This is a genomic window from Bradyrhizobium elkanii WSM2783, assembly GCF_000472865.1.
GTDB lineage: Bacteria > Pseudomonadota > Alphaproteobacteria > Rhizobiales > Xanthobacteraceae > Bradyrhizobium > Bradyrhizobium elkanii_A.
On sequence record NZ_AXAP01000095.1, the window covers coordinates 13,814 to 30,806 of the forward strand.

Below are 16,993 nucleotides of genomic sequence, written 5' to 3' on the forward strand. Positions count from 1 at the left end.
GGTTGCTTGCGCAATGAAAAATTCCGCTGGTGTGATTCCACCAGTTGACAGAACCACCGCGTCATTCGCATTCTATCGTTGCAAGCCGAAACTGAAATCCTGCCAGCACAGTAGCTCAAATTGTCCGCATTCGTCCTCGATCCTCCCGCAGGATTTTGACGATACCGGCGCCTGGGGCATACTCCATACCCGTTTTGCCTCATTCGCCGGGCGCGTAGTCCTTCCAGGAGAGTCCGAAGATGTCTACCAAAGCGCCCAATCCTGTTGACAAATATGTCGGCAGCCGTGTCCGCATGCGGCGGATCATGTTGGGCATGAGCCAGGAAAAGCTGGGAGAAAAGCTCGGCCTCACCTTCCAGCAGATTCAGAAATACGAGAAGGGCACCAACCGCGTCGGCGCCAGCCGGCTGCAGCAGATATCCGAGATCCTGCAGGTGCCGGTCTCGTTCCTGTTCGACGGCGGACCGAGCGGCTCGACAACCCCGGAAGGCTTCAGCGAAGGCGCCTCGCCCAGCTACGTTTCCGACTTTCTCGCAACCTCGGAAGGGTTGGCGCTGACGCGCGCCTTCACGCGCATCGCCGACGCCAAGCTCCGCCGCAGCATCGTCGAGCTGGTCGAGCAGATCGCCGCTCGCGAAGGCCCCGACAAGCGTTGATCGGCGTCGTCATTCCTGCGACATGGCGATTGACGCGCCCGCCGGTGCGGGCGCATGACGTCGGTTCAATCGTTCTTGGATCATGATCCGATTAGACCGAATCGGATCATGATCTCACCTCTTTGTTTGAGCATGATCTTCCCACGCAAACGCTTCGCGTTAGTCGCGAGGGAAAATCGGTTTCCACTTTTCCGGATCATGCTCCAGATGCCGGCGCGCCAATGACAACGACATCATTTAATCCTGCATTTAATCCTGCGGAGATTCTCGACGGCATCCGCCGCTGGGTGGAGATCGAAACGCCGACAGAGGCGCCCGAACAGGTCAACAAGCTCGCCGATCTCGTCGCCGAAGGCTATCGCAGCCTGCCGGCCACCCTCGAGCGAATCGCCGGCCAGAACGGATGCGGCGATCATCTCGTCGCACGCTCGGCCTGGGGCCAGGACGCGCCGGGAATCCTGGTGCTGAGCCATCTCGATACGGTGCACCCTCTCGGATTCATCCAGCGCTTGCCATTTTGCATCGACGGCGACAGCGCCTTCGGTCCCGGCATCTATGACATGAAGGGCGGTGCCTATCTCGCCTACCACGCCTTCAGGGAAGTTTGCGCCAATGGCGCGCGGGCGCCGCTCGGCGTGACCCAGCTCTACGTTTCCGATGAGGAGATCGGCAGCCCGACCTCGCGCGCGCTGATCGAAGCCGAGGGCCGCAAAGCCAAATATGTGCTGGTGACCGAGCCGGCACGCGACGGCGGCAAGATCGTCACCGGGCGCAAGGGCGTCGCGCGCTTCGAGATCTTCGTCAAGGGAGTGCCCGCGCATGCCGGCACGCGCCCCGAGGACGGCCGCAGCGCGATCCGCGAGCTCGGCAACATCATCCAGACGCTGGAGGCGATGAACGATCTGGCGCGCGGCGTCACCGTCAATGTCGGCGTGGTCAAAGGCGGCACCAAGCCGAACGTGATCGCGGAAGAGGCCTATGCCGAGGTCGACATGCGCGTGCCGACGATTGCCGACGCCGAAGAGCTGGTAACGAAAATACTCAATCTGAAATCGCGGACCGACGGCGTCAGCGTGCATGTGGTCGGCGAATTGAATCGGCCGCCTTATGAAAAGACCAACGCCGGCGCGGCGCTCTACGAACACGCCAAGGGGCTCGCAACCGAGATCGGCTTCGACCTCGTGGACACCTCGACCGGTGGCGGCTCCGATGGCAATTTCACCGCGCTGCATACGGCGACGCTCGATGGCCTCGGCGTCGACGGCAAGGGCGCCCATACCCATTACGAGCAGATGTATATCTCATCGATCGAGCCGCGCGCGCGGTTGCTGCATCGGCTGTATCAGACGCTGCGATGATGACGCCTTCCCGCGATCAGGAGCGCGACGCGCATGCGCAAGGCTCGTTCTTCGGACGGCGCAAAGGCCACAGACTGCGCGCCCATCAGGCCGACCTGATCGAGCATCTGCTGCCGCATCTGGCGCTCGACATCGCAAGCCCGGCACCGGCCAGCCTGACCGAACTGTTCGATGACAACGTCGAGGATGTCAGGCTCGAGATCGGATTTGGCGGCGGCGAACATCTCGCCGCCGAGGCCCGCGCGTTTCCGAATATCGGCTTCATCGGCTGCGAGCCCTATGTCAACGGAATGGCCAAGATCCTGACCCAGATCGAGGCGCACAATATCGGCAACATCCGCCTGTTCGCAGGCGACGCCGCCGAGCTGCTCGCCTGGGCGCCGTCAGGGTCGATGCGGCGCATCGACCTGATCCATCCTGATCCCTGGCCGAAGCGACGGCACTGGAAGCGCCGCTTTGTCCAGGATGCCACCGTTGCAGCAATGGCGCGCATCCTCAAAGCAGGCGGCGAATTCCGCTTCGTCAGCGACATCGACGATTACTGCGCCTGGACGCTATGGCACCTGATGCGCTCGCCCGATTTCACTTGGCTGGCTGAACGCGCCTCGGACTGGCAGGCTCCCTGGCCCGAGTACACGATGACGCGCTATGGCGCCAAAGCCGAGCGCGAGGGTCGCAAGGCGACGTATCTGCGGTTTCGCAGAATGGGCTGAAGCCATCATTCGCGATCTCTCCGCCCGTCGTCCCGGGCTTGACCCGGGACCCATAACCACAGGGCGTTATTGTGTGCTCCGCTGCAACCGCTTGCTCGCGTCACAACGCCTCCCTGGGGTTATGGGTCCCTGCTTTCGCAGGGACGACAGCGGTGTTGTGGCTACAACGAAGCGACCACTTACCGCGTTTTCCAGAAGTCCACGACGCGCTGGGCGGTGGAGGGCATCAGGCAGGTGAAGTTCAGCCGCGCGCTCTCGATATCGGCTGGCGACGGCACGCGGTTGGGGCCGAGCCGGAGCAGGATCAGCGCGCGCACGGTGGCCCATTCGAGACCGATGGTCTTGCCCGCGATCAGAATCGGATCGTAGCGGTCGCCGGTGATCAGGCGATCGAGCGTTGCGATCTTGACGCCGGTCATCGCGGCCAGCGCGCACACCGCTTCCTCGTATTTGAACGACTTGGCGAAATCGAGCAGCGCGATTTCGTTCAATTGATTGGCGTGATGCAACGCGAGGATCGTGCGCTGGGCCGGCGTGAAATCGCGTGCGCTGTCGACCTTCTCGCTCATGCCGTTGAGCTCGCTGATCGCCTGCTTGATCGCGGCCTGCCGCTCCGGCTTGACCACGTCGAACAGGCGGCGGCGGACGATCTCGACGGAGCCTGCCACCAGCGTCTTCAACTGCTCGGGCGACAGATCCGCGCGCTGACCGACGGCAAGCGTCAGCACGCTGTCCTGGCTGGCGCGCCGGATCAGCGTCGAATAGCCGCTCGTCGAGAATTCGGCGCCGGCATTGCCGGCCGCGCGCCTGACAACGTCGCGATTGCCGCGGCGGACGATGACGTCGGTCAGATCGGCCGAGAGCGTCGGCCGTTCCGCCATCGCCAGCAGATGCTCCTGCCCCTTCGCGCGCGCGATTTCGACCAGGACCTGCTCGTCGATGACAGGCGACCGGCGCAAGAGCGGTCCTGCGATCGCGATCTCGTCCTCGCGCGCAAGCTGCCCGATCAGGCTGCGCGGCGCATTCGACAGCAGCGACAGGCGTTCGGCGAGCTGCGCCCGCGCGTCGCGCTCGGCATGGGGGACGAGGCTGGTCAGGACGCCGTCGAACAGATCGACATGGTCGGTACTGAAACTGGCCGCACCCTGCAGGAACAGTTCGCCGATCCGGCGCGCGGCGTCGGCACGGCGCCCGGGGTCACCGGTGCGGACGATCTCGTCGAGTTCAGGGATCAGCGCAGTCGCCGTCGTCGTCATAAGCCTACCCAAACCGGCCCGCCGTGCCGGTTTTTGCGGCGCAATCTAGGTGGCGTTCGTGAACGAAGCGTTAGACATTCGCACCCAACTTTCCGATAGCGCAAATTTGCTCAGCAGCGGTCTCTGGCCCTTGCCGGGCGGGCGGAAAAGCGCTATATCAGCAGCGACTTAAAGTTCTCATACGATCCGTATTGAGGGTGGGCCCTTCCGGACCCGCTCTTTTTTATTACCCGAACGAACCCGGCTGAGCCTGGTCCGCTTTGGGTAGCGCAACCAGAGCATGAACCCGAACAGCGGAAGCCTGTTGTCCGCAAGGATCATGCTCAAACACGAGAGATAAGATCATGGCCCGATCAGCGTGATCGTATCATGATCGGACACCGGTCTAGGGCCGGCTAACCAACAAAACCGACAGCTCAAGACGCATCTTTGACCCTCGATATGACCGATCCAACCGCTGGTTCCGTCAATGCCGAATTGCTCGCCGAGCCGCGGCTCGTTGTCGAGCCCGGCGCTGCGGCGCGCGTGTCAGCAGTTGCCACCCCGGTCCTGCAGGGACTGGGCTACCGCCTGGTGCGCATCAAGATCACCGGCGATGCCGGCTGCACCGTCCAGATCATGGCGGAACGGCCGGACGGCTCGATGCAGATCGAGGATTGCGAGGCGATCTCGCGGGCGCTGTCACCGGTGCTCGACATCGCCGATCCCGTCGACCGGGCCTATCGGCTGGAGATCTCGTCGCCGGGCATCGACCGCCCCCTGGTGCGGCGGTCGGATTTCGAACGCTATGCCGGCCACCTCGTCAAGATCGAGATGGCGGTGGCGCATCAGGGCCGCAAGCGGTTCCGCGGCATCCTGAATGGCGTCGAGGACAACGCGGTGCGCCTACATCGGGATGACACACGCGAGGGCGAAGATGCACAGACCTTGCTGGTGATGGAAGACATCGCCGAAGCAAGGCTGGTGCTGACCGACGAGCTGATCGCCGAATCGATGCGGCGCGGCAAGGCTCAAGAGCGCGAGCTGCGCCGCGAATTGGGGCTGGCCCCGCCACAACCCGCGCATGCGAAAAAAAGCGATCCGAGCAAGAGCCATAAGCCGAAACAAGGGACCGGCAAGAAGCCGGCCCCGAAGAACACCAAACAACACCGCCTCGCCGCCGAACGGCTGCGCCGGGGCGAGACCGAGCCTGACGAAGGAGACTAGCCATGGCAGTCAGCGCCAATCGACTTGAACTGCTGCAGATCGCCGACGCCGTCGCGCGCGAAAAATCGATCGACCGCGGCATCGTGATTGCCGCGATGGAGGACGCCATCGCGAAAGCGGCGCGCGCCAGGTACGGCAGCGAGACCGACGTCCACGCGGAGATCGACCCCAAGAAGGGCGAACTCCGCCTGTCGCGCCACATGCTCGTGGTCGACGTGGTCGAGAATGCTTCCAACCAGATTTCGCTCGCCGACGCCCAGCGCGCCAACCCCGGCGCCCGTGTCGGCGACACCATCGCCGACACGCTGCCGCCGCTCGAATACGGCCGCATCGCTGCGCAGTCGGCCAAGCAGGTGATCGTGCAGAAGGTGCGCGAGGCCGAGCGCGACCGGCAATACCAGGAATTCAAGGACCGCATCGGCGACATCGTCAACGGCGTCGTCAAGCGCGTCGAATATGGCAGCGTGATCGTCGACCTCGGCCGTGGCGAGGCCATCATCCGCCGCGACGAGATGCTGCCGCGCGAAGTGTTCCGCAACGGCGACCGCGTCCGCGCCTATATCTTCGACGTCCGCCGCGAGACGAGGGGCCCGCAGATCTTCCTGTCGCGCACCCATCCGCAATTCATGGCGAAGCTGTTCGCGCAGGAAGTGCCCGAGATCTATGACGGCATCGTCGAGATCAAGGCAGTGGCCCGCGATCCCGGCTCGCGCGCCAAGATCGGCGTGATCTCGCGCGATTCGTCGGTCGATCCGGTCGGCGCCTGCGTCGGTATGCGCGGTTCGCGCGTGCAGGCCGTGGTCAACGAATTGCAGGGCGAGAAGATCGACATCATCCCGTGGTCGCCCGACATCGCGACCTTCGTCGTCAACGCGCTGGCGCCGGCCGAAGTCGCCAAGGTTGTGATCGACGAGGACCGCGAGCGCATCGAGGTCGTGGTGCCCGACACCAACAACCAGCTTTCGCTGGCGATCGGCCGCCGCGGCCAGAACGTCCGCCTTGCCTCGCAGCTCACCGGCTGGGATATCGACATCCTGACCGAGCAGGAAGAGTCCGAGCGTCGTCAGGCCGACTTCGAGAATTCGACCCGCGTCTTCATGGAGGCGCTCAATGTCGACGAAGTCGTCGGCCAGCTCCTGGCGTCGGAAGGCTTCACCTCGGTCGAGGAACTGGCGCTGGTGGATGTGAAGGAACTCGCCGGCATCGAAGGCTTCGACGAGGAAACCGCGACGGAACTGCAGAACCGCGCCAAGGAATATCTGGAGCAGCTCGAGGCCGAGCTGGAAGCCAAGCGCAAGGAACTCGGCGTCGAGGATGCCATGAAGACGGTCCCCGGCATCACCGCGAAGATGCTGGTCAAGCTCGGCGAGAACGACGTCAAGACCGTCGAGGATCTCGCCGGCTGCGCCACCGACGATCTGGTCGGCTGGACCGAGCGCAAGGAGGGTGGCGAACAGACCAAGCATGCCGGGTTCCTCGACGGGATCGATATCTCCCGCGAGGACACCGAGGCGATGATCATGCAGGCCCGCGTAAAGGCCGGCTGGATCACCGAGGCCGACCTCGCCAAGCAGAATGCCGAGGCGGAAGCCGCCGAAGAACCGACGGCGTAAGGAGATGGCCCGCGCATGCTCGCGATGGCTGACCCCGATCTGGATCATGGGCCGCGGACCGAAAAATCCGCGACCATGCGGATGTGCGCGGTCAGCCGCGAGGTGCGCCCGATCGACGAGCTGATCCGCTTCGTCGTCGCCCCCACCGGCGAGGTGATCGCCGATGTGAAACGCAAGCTGCCGGGGCGAGGCCTCTGGCTTTCGGCCTCGCGCCGCACGGTTGCGGAAGCGGTCCGGCGTCACCAGTTTAGCCGGGGATTCAAGCGCGACGTCCGCGTCGCGGCGACTCTGCCCGATGATACCGAAGCGCTGCTGGTTCGCAGCAGCCTCGAGGCGCTGGCGATGGCCGCCAAGGCCGGCCAGGTCGTTTCCGGCTTCGGCAAGGTCGAGGACGCGTTGTCGCAGCGGGAAAGACCCCTAAGTCTGATCCATGCTTCCGATGCGGCCCCCGACGGCGTCCGCAAATTGGACGCGATCCTGCGGCAAAGGGGCCGAAAAGATGAAGATTCGCCGAAAATATCTGTCGTCACCGCGCTGACATCGGCAGAATTGGATTTGGCACTGGGCCGGTCAAATGTGATACATGCTGCCCTGCTCGCGGGCCCGGCGAGCAAGACGTTCCTGTCGCGCTGCCAGCTTCTGGTCCGATACCGGATGGCCGACGACGACAAGACCGCCGATGCGGCCAGAAATTCTAGCTAGAGCATGATCGGGAAAAGGGGAAACCGGTTTTCCGAAAAGATCATGTTCAAACAATAAGATGGAGCGGGATGACGGTCCGAGGACAGTCATTTCGGTCTTTTGGAACTGCGACGATAACGCGTGCGAAAAGGCACAACGCTAACGAGATTAGGACTGCTGAATGGTTGATACCAAAACCCCTGGCGACAAGACTTTGAGTGTCCCGAGCAAGACCTTGACGCTGAAGCCACGCGTCGAGACGGGCACCGTGCGCCAGAGCTTCAGCCATGGCCGCAGCAAGCAGGTTGTGGTCGAAAAGCGCGGCAAGCGCCGCGTCGGTGGCGACGGTCCCGGAACCGAGGCGCATGCGCCGGAGCCGGTGGCGGCCAAGCCCGCGCCGGCGCCCGCCAGGCCGCTCGGTCGTCCCGGCGGGTCTTCTCCATCGCAGCGCAACGCCGGCGGATCGGGCGTGGTGCTGCGTAGCCTGACCGAAGACGAGCGGTCGGCCCGCGCCAGCGCACTCGCCGACGCCCGGCAGCGTGAGGTCGAAGAGCGCCAGCAGGCCGAAGAGGAAGCCAAGCGCCGCGCCAGCCGCGAAATCGCCGAGCGCGCCGAGCGCGAAGCCGCCGAAGCCCGCCGGCTGGCCGAAGAGGAACGTCATCGCCAGGAAGAGGAAGCCAAGCGCAAGGCCGAGATCGAGGCCAAGCGGCGCTTTGGCGAGGGCGAAGCGAAGCCCGCCGCGGCAGCCAAGCCAGCGGCCGCAGCAGCCCCTGCGCCGGCGGCTCCGGCCCGTACCCCATCGACCCCGGGCCGCACATCTGCGGCCCCGGGCCGCACGTCAGCGACCCCGGGACGCACGTCAGCGACCCCAGCACGTACACCAGCGTCGGCTCCAGCGGCGAGGGCGCCGGGCGTCGCCGCAGAGCCCGATGAAGACGAGGGTCCGCGGCAGGTTCGTCGTGGTCCCGGCGGTGCCATGCGCCCCGTGGCCGCCCCGAAGACCACCCACAAGCCGGGTCCGCAGAAGGAGCGTGGCCGCCTGACGGTTGTCACCGCGCTCAACGCCGACGACGTGCGCGAACGCTCGATCGCGTCCTTCCGCCGCCGCACCCAGCGCCTCAAGGGCATCAGCGCGAACGAGCCGAAGGAAAAGCTGATCCGCGAAGTCACGATCCCGGAAGTCATCACCATCCAGGAACTCGCCAACCGCATGTCCGAGCGCGCGGTCGACGTCATCCGCATGCTGATGAAGCAGGGCGCGATGCACAAGATCACCGACGTGATCGATGCCGACACCGCGCAACTGATCGCCGAAGAACTGGGTCACACGGTCAAGCGCGTGGCTGCGTCCGACGTCGAGGAAGGCCTGTTCGACGTCGTCGACGATTCCACCGATACCGAGCCGCGTTCGCCCGTCGTCACGGTCATGGGCCATGTCGACCACGGCAAGACCTCGCTGCTCGACGCGCTTCGTCACGCCAACGTGGTCTCCGGGGAAGCCGGCGGCATCACCCAGCATATCGGCGCCTACCAAGTGTTGTCGCCCGAAAGCGGCACGAAGATCACCTTCATCGACACGCCCGGCCACGCCGCGTTCACCGCGATGCGCGCGCGTGGCGCCAAGGTCACCGATATCGTGGTGCTGGTGGTCGCGGCCGATGACGGCGTGATGCCGCAGACGGTCGAAGCGATCAATCACGCCAAGGCCGCCAGGGTTCCGATCATCGTCGCGATCAACAAGATCGACAAGCCGGACGCGCGGCCCGAGCGCGTGCGCACGGAATTGCTGCAGCATGAGGTGCAGGTCGAATCGCTCGGCGGCGAAGTCGTCGATGTCGAGGTCTCCGCCAAGAACGGGACCAACCTCGACCGGCTGCTCGAAATGATCGCGCTGCAGGCCGAAATCCTCGACCTCAAGACCAACTCGCAGCGTCCGGCCGAAGGCACCGTGATCGAGGCCAAGCTCGACCGCGGCCGTGGTCCGGTGGCGACCGTGCTGGTGCAACGCGGCACGCTCATGGTCGGCGACATCATCGTCGCCGGCGCCGAGATGGGCCGCGTCCGTGCGCTGATCTCGGACCAGGGCGAGAATCTCGACGAAGCCGGTCCGTCCGTGCCGGTCGAGGTGCTCGGCTTCAACGGTCCGCCGGAAGCCGGCGATCGGCTTGCGGTGGTGGAGAACGAAGCCCGCGCCCGCCAGATCACGAGCTACCGTGCGCACCAGAAGCGCGAGAACGCCGCCGCCTCGATCTCGGGCATGCGCGGCTCGCTCGAGCAGATGATGTCACAGCTCAAGACCGCGGGCCGCAAGGAATTCCCGCTGATCGTGAAGGCCGACGTGCAGGGCTCGCTGGAAGCGATCCTGGGCTCACTGGAAAAGCTCGGCACCGAGGAAGTCGCCGCCCGCATCCTGCATGCCGGCGTCGGCGGCATCTCGGAATCCGACGTCACGCTGGCGGAAGGCTTCAACGCCGCGATCATCGGCTTCTCGGTACGCGCCAACAAGGAGGCGGCAGCCGCCGCCAAGCGCAACGGCATCGAGATCCGCTACTACAACATCATCTACGATCTCGTGGATGACATCAAAAAGGCGATGTCCGGCCTGCTCGCGCCGACCCTGCGCGAGACCATGCTCGGCAACGCCCAGATCCTGGAGGTGTTCAACATCTCCAAGGTCGGCAAGGTCGCCGGCTGCCGCGTCACCGACGGAACGGTCGAACGCGGTGCCAATGTCCGCCTGATCCGCGACAACGTCGTCGTGCATGAAGGCAAGCTGTCGACGCTGAAGCGCTTCAAGGACGAAGTGAAGGAAGTCGTCGCCGGCCAGGAATGCGGCATGGCGTTCGAGAACTACGGCGACATGCGTGTCGGCGACGTGATCGAATGCTACCGTATCGAAACGATCCAGCGCTCTCTGTAAGTCCAAGTCTTACGAAGCGCGGGAATTTCGAGCTGAACCGTCATGCCCCGCCACCGGGTCTCGCCTTTGGCGAGCCCGATGACAGGCTCCGGCGGGGCATCCGGTATCGCAATTGATTCTAGGCGCAAATACTGGATCACCCGCTTTCGCGGGTGATGGCGACAATTTGGGATTTTAGATAATGCCCCGTCATCAGAAGAAGAGTTCCGCCGCCGGCGGCTCGCAACGTCAATTGCGCGTCGGCGAGACCGTGCGCCATGCGGTTGCCGAGATTCTCTCGCACGGTGACGTCCACGATCCGGATCTTCAAGGCCACATCATCACCGTTCCCGAGGTGCGAATGTCGCCGGACCTGAAGCTCGCGACCATTTATGTGATGCCGCTCGGCGGACGCGACACCGAGACCGTGATTGCTGCGCTCGACCGCAACAAGAAATTTCTCCGCGGCGAGATCGCGCACCGCGTTAACCTGAAATTTGCACCTGACATCCGCTTCCGCGTCGACGAACGATTCGACGAGGCGGAACGTATCGAGAAATTACTGAGAACACCTGCGGTGCAACGCGATCTTGCACCCGATTCGGACGACGAGTGAGATGACCGTGACGACCGCAAACCCCGTGATCGAATCGCAAGACGTCGATTCGCATGCGGATGAAGAAAAAATTTCGGCGCCTGCGCGCGGCAACGAGACGCGTCGCGTCAACAACGATCCGCGCCAGAAGCAGAAGCAGCGGGGCAACCAGCCGCGGCGCGACAAGCGCCACGTCCATGGCTGGGTCGTGCTCGACAAGCCGATCGGCATGACGTCGACGCACGCCGTCGCGGTGCTGAAGCGCCTGTTCCAGGCCAAGCGCGCCGGACACGCCGGCACGCTCGATCCGCTCGCCTCGGGTGGGCTGCCGATTGCGCTCGGTGAAGCCACCAAGACGGTTCCGTTCGTCATGGAGGGCCGCAAGCGCTATCGCTTCACGGTGGCCTGGGGCGAGGAACGCGACACCGACGACATCGAGGGCCGCGTGGTCGAGACCAGCGAACTTCGCCCCTCGGCCGAATCGATCCAGGAATTGCTGCCGCGCTTCACCGGCGTGATCGAGCAGGTCCCCCCGCAATATTCCGCGATCAAGGTCCAGGGCGCGCGGGCCTATGATTTGGCACGGGACGGCGAGAAGGTCGAATTGCAACCCCGGCCGGTCGAGATCCACGAATTAACCCTGGTGGAACACGGAGATAGCGGTCAGTCCGTGTTCGAGGCCGAATGCGGCAAGGGAACCTATGTTCGTGCTTTGGCCCGGGACATGGGGCGGATTCTCGGCTGTTTCGGCCATATCTGCGCGCTCAGGCGGACCGTTGTCGGTCCGTTTACCGAAAGCGACATGATTCCGCTGGAAGAATTGGAGGCTTTGTGTAATAGAGCCGCGTCTGGCGAGGGCAGCCTCGCCGACGCGCTTTTGCCCGTTGAGACCGCGCTGGACGACATCCCGGCACTGGCCGTCACACGGGCGGATGCGGCAAGGCTCCATCGGGGCCAAGCCGTTTTGTTGCGCGGACGGGATGCGCCCAGTAGTAGCGGCACAGTCTATGTCACGGTGGCAGGCCGGCTTCTCGCGCTTGCCGAGATTGGCAATGGCGAAATCATCCCCAAGCGCGTGTTCAACCTGACCGGACTGACTGCCAGTTCGGCTCGCAACCATGGAAGTATTTGACGATGTCGATTACCGCCGAACGTAAAGCGGAAGTCATCAAGACGAATGCCCTCAAAGCCGGCGACACCGGCTCGCCCGAGGTTCAGGTCGCGATCCTGTCGGAACGCATCAGCAACCTCACCGAGCACTTCAAGACCCACGGGAAGGACAACCATTCACGCCGTGGCCTCTTGAAGCTCGTGTCGACGCGACGCTCTCTCCTCGACTACATCAAGAAAAAGGACGAGGCGCGTTACAAGGCATTGCTAGAAAAGCATAACATTCGTCGTTGATTTCAAGACTACGCGCGCAAGGTTAGCGCGCGTTTTCGCATGATCTTCCGAGAGACCGGAGTTTCAACCGTTCGGAGACGATCATGCGCAAGAGCATGAACGTGACGACCGCATGTCGCACGCACTCATGCTCAAGCCTCGAGCATGACCCGGTTTTCCGGAAAGACCATGCTCAAACCTAAAGTGCCCAGCAGCAATCCGGCCGCCGGGCGGGGCAAGATGCCCGTACGAACGAAAGGATGGACGCCATCCGGAACTTGAGAACCATGGCAGGATCGCCGGATACTGATCACGACTTGCGATCAGTGTCTCGCCATCTTGCGCATGGTTTTTGCGTTTTGGGGGCCCGCTCTTTCGTGAAACCATGAAAGAAGACCAAAATGTTTACGACCCATTCCGTGGAGATCGACTGGGGCGGACGTCCGCTCAAGCTTGAAACCGGAAAGATCGCCCGGCAGGCCGATGGCGCCGTTATGGCGACCTATGGTGAGACCGTGGTGCTTGCCACCGTCGTCGCCGCCAAGACGCCCCGCGAAGGCGTCGACTTCCTGCCGCTGACGGTCGACTACCAGGAGAAGGCCTATGCCGCGGGCCGCATCCCCGGCGGCTACTTCAAGCGCGAGGGCCGGCCGACCGAGAAGGAGACGCTGGTCTCCCGCCTGATCGACCGCCCGATCCGCCCGCTGTTCGTCGACGGCTGGCGCAACGAGACGCAGGTGATCATCACCACCCTGTCGCATGACATGGAGAACGATCCGGACATTCTGGCGATGGTTGCCGCTTCCGCGGCGCTGACGCTGTCCGGTGTGCCGTTCAAGGGCCCGATTGGAGCGGCCCGCGTCGGCTTCGCCAACGACGAATATGTGCTGAACCCGACGCTGGACGAGATGAACGAGACCCAGCTCGATCTCGTCGTAGCCGGTACCGCGGACGCCGTGCTGATGGTGGAATCGGAAGCCAAGGAGCTGAACGAAGACGTCATGCTCGGCGCCGTGATGTTCGGCCACCGCCACTTCCAGCCGGTCATCAACGCGATCATCGAGCTCGCCGAGAAGGCCGCGAAGGAGCCGCGCGAGATCACCCCGATCGACAATTCGGCGATCGAGAAGGACATGCTCGGCCTGATCGAGCAGGAGTTGCGCACCGCCTATGCGATCCCGATCAAGCAGGAACGCTATGCCGCGGTCGGCGCCGCCAAGGAAAAGGTGATGGCGCACTTCTTCCCGGAAGGTCAGGAGCCGAAATACGACAAGCTGCGCGTGGCCGACGTGTTCAAGGAGCTGGAAGCGAAGATCGTCCGCTGGAACATCCTCGACACCGGCAAGCGCATCGACGGCCGTGACGTCAAGACGGTGCGCAACATCGTCGCCGAAGTCGGCGTGCTGCCGCGCGCCCACGGTTCGGCGCTGTTCACCCGCGGCGAAACCCAGGCGATGGTCGTGACCACGCTCGGCACCGGCGAGGACGAGCAGTACATCGACGCGCTGTCCGGAACGTACAAGGAGACGTTCCTGCTGCACTACAACTTCCCGCCCTACTCGGTCGGTGAGACCGGTCGCCTCGGCGGCACCAAGCGTCGCGAGATCGGCCACGGCAAGCTCGCCTGGCGCGCGATCCATCCCGTGCTGCCGCCGCACCATGAATTCCCCTACACGGTGCGCGTGGTGTCTGAAGTCACAGAGTCCAACGGCTCGTCGTCGATGGCCTCGGTCTGCGGCGCCTCGCTGGCGCTGATGGACGCAGGCGTGCCGTTGAAGCGGCCGACCGCGGGTATCGCGATGGGCCTGATCCTCGAAGATCAGCGCTTTGCGGTGCTGTCGGACATCCTCGGCGACGAGGATCATCTCGGCGACATGGATTTCAAGGTCGCCGGCACTGACCAGGGCATCACCTCGCTGCAGATGGATATCAAGATCGAGGGCATCACCGAGGAGATCATGCGCGTCGCGCTTGGCCAGGCCAAGGAAGGGCGCATCCATATCCTCGGCGAGATGTCAAAGGCGCTGACCGCTGCACGCGCCGAACTCGGCGAATACGCGCCGCGCATCGAGACCTTCAAGATCCCGACGGACAAGATCCGCGAAGTGATCGGCACCGGCGGCAAGGTGATCCGCGAGATCGTCGAGAAGACCGGCGCCAAGATCAACATCGAGGACGACGGCACCGTGAAGGTCGCCTCCAATGACGGCGAGGCGATGAAGGCCGCGATCAAGTGGATCAAGTCGATCACCTCCGAGCCGGAGATCGGCCAGATCTACGAGGGCACCGTGGTCAAGGTGATGGAGTTCGGCGCCTTCGTGAACTTCTTCGGCGCCAAGGACGGCCTCGTCCATATCAGCCAGCTCGCGGCCAACCGCGTGCAGAAGACCTCCGACGTCGTCAAGGAAGGCGACAAGGTCAAGGTCAAGCTGCTCGGCTTCGACGACCGCGGCAAGACGCGGTTGTCGATGAAGGCGGTCGACCAGGAGACCGGCGAGGATCTGGAGGCCAAGCAGAAACCCGACGCGCCGGCGCCGCGCGAAGCCGCCGGCGAGTAAGCGCCTAGAGCATATTCGGCTCTGATTGAATCAGAGCCGAAGCTCTAGATTCTTGTTTTGACGCGTTTTCTTCACGCGAACCGGTGTCCACTTCGCTCGAAAACGCTCTAAACACAATAGAATAACTAAAAAAGGGCGGCCTTGATGGCCGCCCTAAGTTTATGTGGGGCTTTGCAAATCAACCGTGGCTGATGGCCGTGTGCGGTTTGGCCGCGATATCGTGATCGTACTTTGTCGGAACCGCTTCACGTCCTGCGCCTACAATAAGACACCATGCTTTCCTTAATCCCGGAGGTCACGATGTCATTCCTGTCCCGCCGCCGCCTGATGATGGCCGCAACCGGCCTCGTCGCCGCAGCCGCTTCGCCGCGAATGGCGTTCGCGCAAGGCTCGGCCCCGCCGCCTGCCGGTCCGTTCAAGGTGGATCCGCTGCCCTATCCCGCCAATGCGCTGGAGCCGCATATCGATGCGCTGACGATGCAGATCCATCATGACAAGCATCACCAGGCCTATGTGAACAACGTCAACGCGATCGTCAAAGATCATCCGCAGATCGCCGAAAAGCCCGTCGCGGATGTGCTCGCCAATCTGAACAACGTGCCCGAGGCGGTCCGCACCGGCGTCCGCAACAATCTCGGCGGCCACGCCAACCACACCATGTTCTGGCAGATCATGGGACCGAATGGCGGCAAGCCGGAAGGCGAGGTGCTCGCCGCGATCGACCGCGATCTCGGCGGAATGGAGAAACTACGGACCGACTTCAACGCGGCCGGCGGACGCGTGTTCGGTTCGGGCTGGGTGTTCGTCACCGTGACCAAGGACGGCAAGCTCGCACTCGAGACCCGGCCGAACCAGGACAGCCCGCTGATGGACGGCAAACGCACACTGTTCGGCAACGACGTCTGGGAGCACGCTTACTATCTGCATTACCAGAATCGCCGCCCTGACTATCTGCAGGCCTGGTGGAACACGGTGAACTGGAAGGCGATCGGCGACCGCTACGCGGCCGCAAAGGCAGGCACGCTCGGCGTGTAGTCCACGCGCGACAGAGCAGTCTCACGCGGCCGGGGGGGGGGGCGGGATATTGTCTCCGGCCGCTTCGCTGCACCGCCGAACTTCATGAGCAAGCTTCCCTTCACGGCGCCCCAGAGCTTCGGTTCTGATTGAATCAGAACCGAAGCTCTGGACTCTTGTTTTGACGCATTTTCTTCACGCGAACCGGCGCCCACTTCGCTCGAAAACGCTCTAGAATTGGCCGTTGCCAATGCAAGCGTTCGGAGCGATGAACGCGTCTTCGCCCGTGAAAGGTTCAGCCCCATGATCCAGCTCTATTGGTCGCCTCGTTCGCGCTCGTTCACCTGCCTGTGGCTGATGGAAGAAACCGGACTGTCGTATGAGCGCGTGCTGACCGACATCTCGACCGGCGCGCAGAAGGCGCCGGAGTTCCTGAAGGTCAATCCGATGGGCAAGGTGCCGGCCTTGAAGGACGGCGACGTCGCGCTCGGCGAAGCTGCCGCGATCTGCGCCTATATTGCGGATCGTTATCCGGAGAAGAAGCTCGCGCCGGCGCTGAACGACCCGAAGCGCGGGCGATATCTGCAGTACCTGTTCTTCGCGCCGAGCTGCATCGAGCCGGCGCTGATCCAGATCTTCACCAAGCTCGAGGTGCCCGCCAGCACCGCCGCATGGGGCACCGCGACACAGGTGTTCGACGTGCTCGATACCGAGGTGCAGAAGGGACCGTGGATTCTCGGCGAGGATTTTTCCGCCGCCGATATCGTGGTCGGCTCTGGCCTGAACTATGCGGTGCGGCTGTTCAAGATGGTGCCGTCGCGGCCGTCCTTCGAGGCCTATATCGATCGTTGCACCGCGCGTCCGGCATTCCAGCGCGCGGAGAAGATTGCCGCGGGTTAGCTCTTGTAGGGTGGGCAAAGCGCAGCGTGCTCACCATTCACGATCGGTGCAAGAGAAGGTGGGCACGCTTCGCTTTGCCCACCCTACGAGACTGTGAATCTTTTTATATCGGGCGCGTGGCAGCTGTGATTCTCTTCGCGGATTGATTTGCAGGAGGGGGA

Annotated in this window: 14 protein-coding genes; 13 read left to right on the forward strand and 1 reads right to left on the reverse strand. The window is 63.6% G+C overall.

The window, feature by feature from the left end; all coding sequences use genetic code 11:
• The first annotated feature begins 239 nt into the window (after window positions 1-239).
• The 3 genes from YY7_RS0142235 to trmB all read left to right on the forward strand — a co-directional run bounded on the left by YY7_RS0142235 (window position 240) and on the right by trmB (window position 2,727).
• Window positions 240-656, forward strand: a complete 417-nt coding sequence (locus YY7_RS0142235) for a helix-turn-helix domain-containing protein (protein ID WP_028168428.1) — start codon at window positions 240-242, stop codon at window positions 654-656.
• Between the two features lie 221 nt (window positions 657-877).
• Complete coding sequence (locus tag YY7_RS0142245) at window positions 878-2,014, forward strand: M20 family metallopeptidase (RefSeq protein ID WP_028168429.1); 1,137 nt, start codon at window positions 878-880, stop codon at window positions 2,012-2,014.
• Window positions 2,011-2,727 carry a tRNA (guanosine(46)-N7)-methyltransferase TrmB gene (trmB, locus tag YY7_RS0142250; RefSeq protein WP_155255557.1) on the forward strand — a complete coding sequence of 239 codons (717 nt, stop codon included), beginning with the start codon at window positions 2,011-2,013 and terminating at the stop codon, window positions 2,725-2,727. Before YY7_RS0142245 ends, trmB begins: the two co-directional genes overlap by 4 nt.
• Window positions 2,728-2,906: 179 nt before the next feature.
• Here the strand turns inward: trmB and YY7_RS0142255 are convergent, their stop codons facing one another.
• Window positions 2,907-3,983: a DUF2336 domain-containing protein gene (locus YY7_RS0142255; protein WP_035692416.1), complete on the reverse strand. Its 1,077-nt coding sequence runs from the start codon at window positions 3,981-3,983 to the stop codon at window positions 2,907-2,909.
• Window positions 3,984-4,424: 441 nt separating this feature from the next.
• Here YY7_RS0142255 and rimP point away from each other — a divergent pair, with 441 nt between their 5' ends.
• The 10 genes from rimP (at window position 4,425) to YY7_RS0142305 (ending at window position 16,832) form a co-directional block, all read left to right on the forward strand.
• Window positions 4,425-5,189 (forward strand): ribosome maturation factor RimP, encoded by a 765-nt coding sequence (rimP, locus tag YY7_RS0142260; RefSeq protein ID WP_028168432.1) that lies wholly within the window; start codon window positions 4,425-4,427, stop codon window positions 5,187-5,189.
• Window positions 5,190-5,191: 2 nt separating this feature from the next.
• Window positions 5,192-6,802 (forward strand): transcription termination factor NusA, encoded by a 1,611-nt coding sequence (nusA, locus tag YY7_RS0142265; RefSeq protein WP_028168433.1) that lies wholly within the window; start codon window positions 5,192-5,194, stop codon window positions 6,800-6,802.
• A 15-nt stretch (window positions 6,803-6,817) separates the two neighbouring features.
• Window positions 6,818-7,504: an RNA-binding protein gene (locus YY7_RS0142270; protein WP_028168434.1), complete on the forward strand. Its 687-nt coding sequence runs from the start codon at window positions 6,818-6,820 to the stop codon at window positions 7,502-7,504.
• A gap of 160 nt (window positions 7,505-7,664) precedes the next feature.
• Entirely contained in the window at window positions 7,665-10,403 is a 2,739-nt protein-coding gene (gene infB / locus YY7_RS0142275; RefSeq protein WP_028168435.1) for a translation initiation factor IF-2, read from the forward strand.
• Between the two features lie 181 nt (window positions 10,404-10,584).
• On the forward strand, window positions 10,585-10,998 hold the full coding sequence (gene rbfA / locus YY7_RS0142280) for a 30S ribosome-binding factor RbfA (protein ID WP_028168436.1): 414 nt from the start codon (window positions 10,585-10,587) through the stop codon (window positions 10,996-10,998).
• A gap of 1 nt (window position 10,999) precedes the next feature.
• Entirely contained in the window at window positions 11,000-12,109 is a 1,110-nt protein-coding gene (gene truB / locus YY7_RS0142285; RefSeq protein ID WP_028168437.1) for a tRNA pseudouridine(55) synthase TruB, read from the forward strand.
• A gap of 2 nt (window positions 12,110-12,111) precedes the next feature.
• Complete coding sequence (rpsO, locus tag YY7_RS0142290) at window positions 12,112-12,381, forward strand: 30S ribosomal protein S15 (RefSeq protein ID WP_028168438.1); 270 nt, start codon at window positions 12,112-12,114, stop codon at window positions 12,379-12,381.
• Window positions 12,382-12,761: 380 nt separating this feature from the next.
• Window positions 12,762-14,918: a polyribonucleotide nucleotidyltransferase gene (pnp, locus tag YY7_RS0142295; RefSeq protein ID WP_028168439.1), complete on the forward strand. Its 2,157-nt coding sequence runs from the start codon at window positions 12,762-12,764 to the stop codon at window positions 14,916-14,918.
• Between the two features lie 300 nt (window positions 14,919-15,218).
• Window positions 15,219-15,953 carry a superoxide dismutase gene (locus YY7_RS0142300; protein WP_028168440.1) on the forward strand — a complete coding sequence of 245 codons (735 nt, stop codon included), beginning with the start codon at window positions 15,219-15,221 and terminating at the stop codon, window positions 15,951-15,953.
• A gap of 282 nt (window positions 15,954-16,235) precedes the next feature.
• On the forward strand, window positions 16,236-16,832 hold the full coding sequence (locus YY7_RS0142305) for a glutathione S-transferase family protein (RefSeq protein WP_028168441.1): 597 nt from the start codon (window positions 16,236-16,238) through the stop codon (window positions 16,830-16,832).
• Window positions 16,833-16,993: the final 161 nt, after the last annotated feature.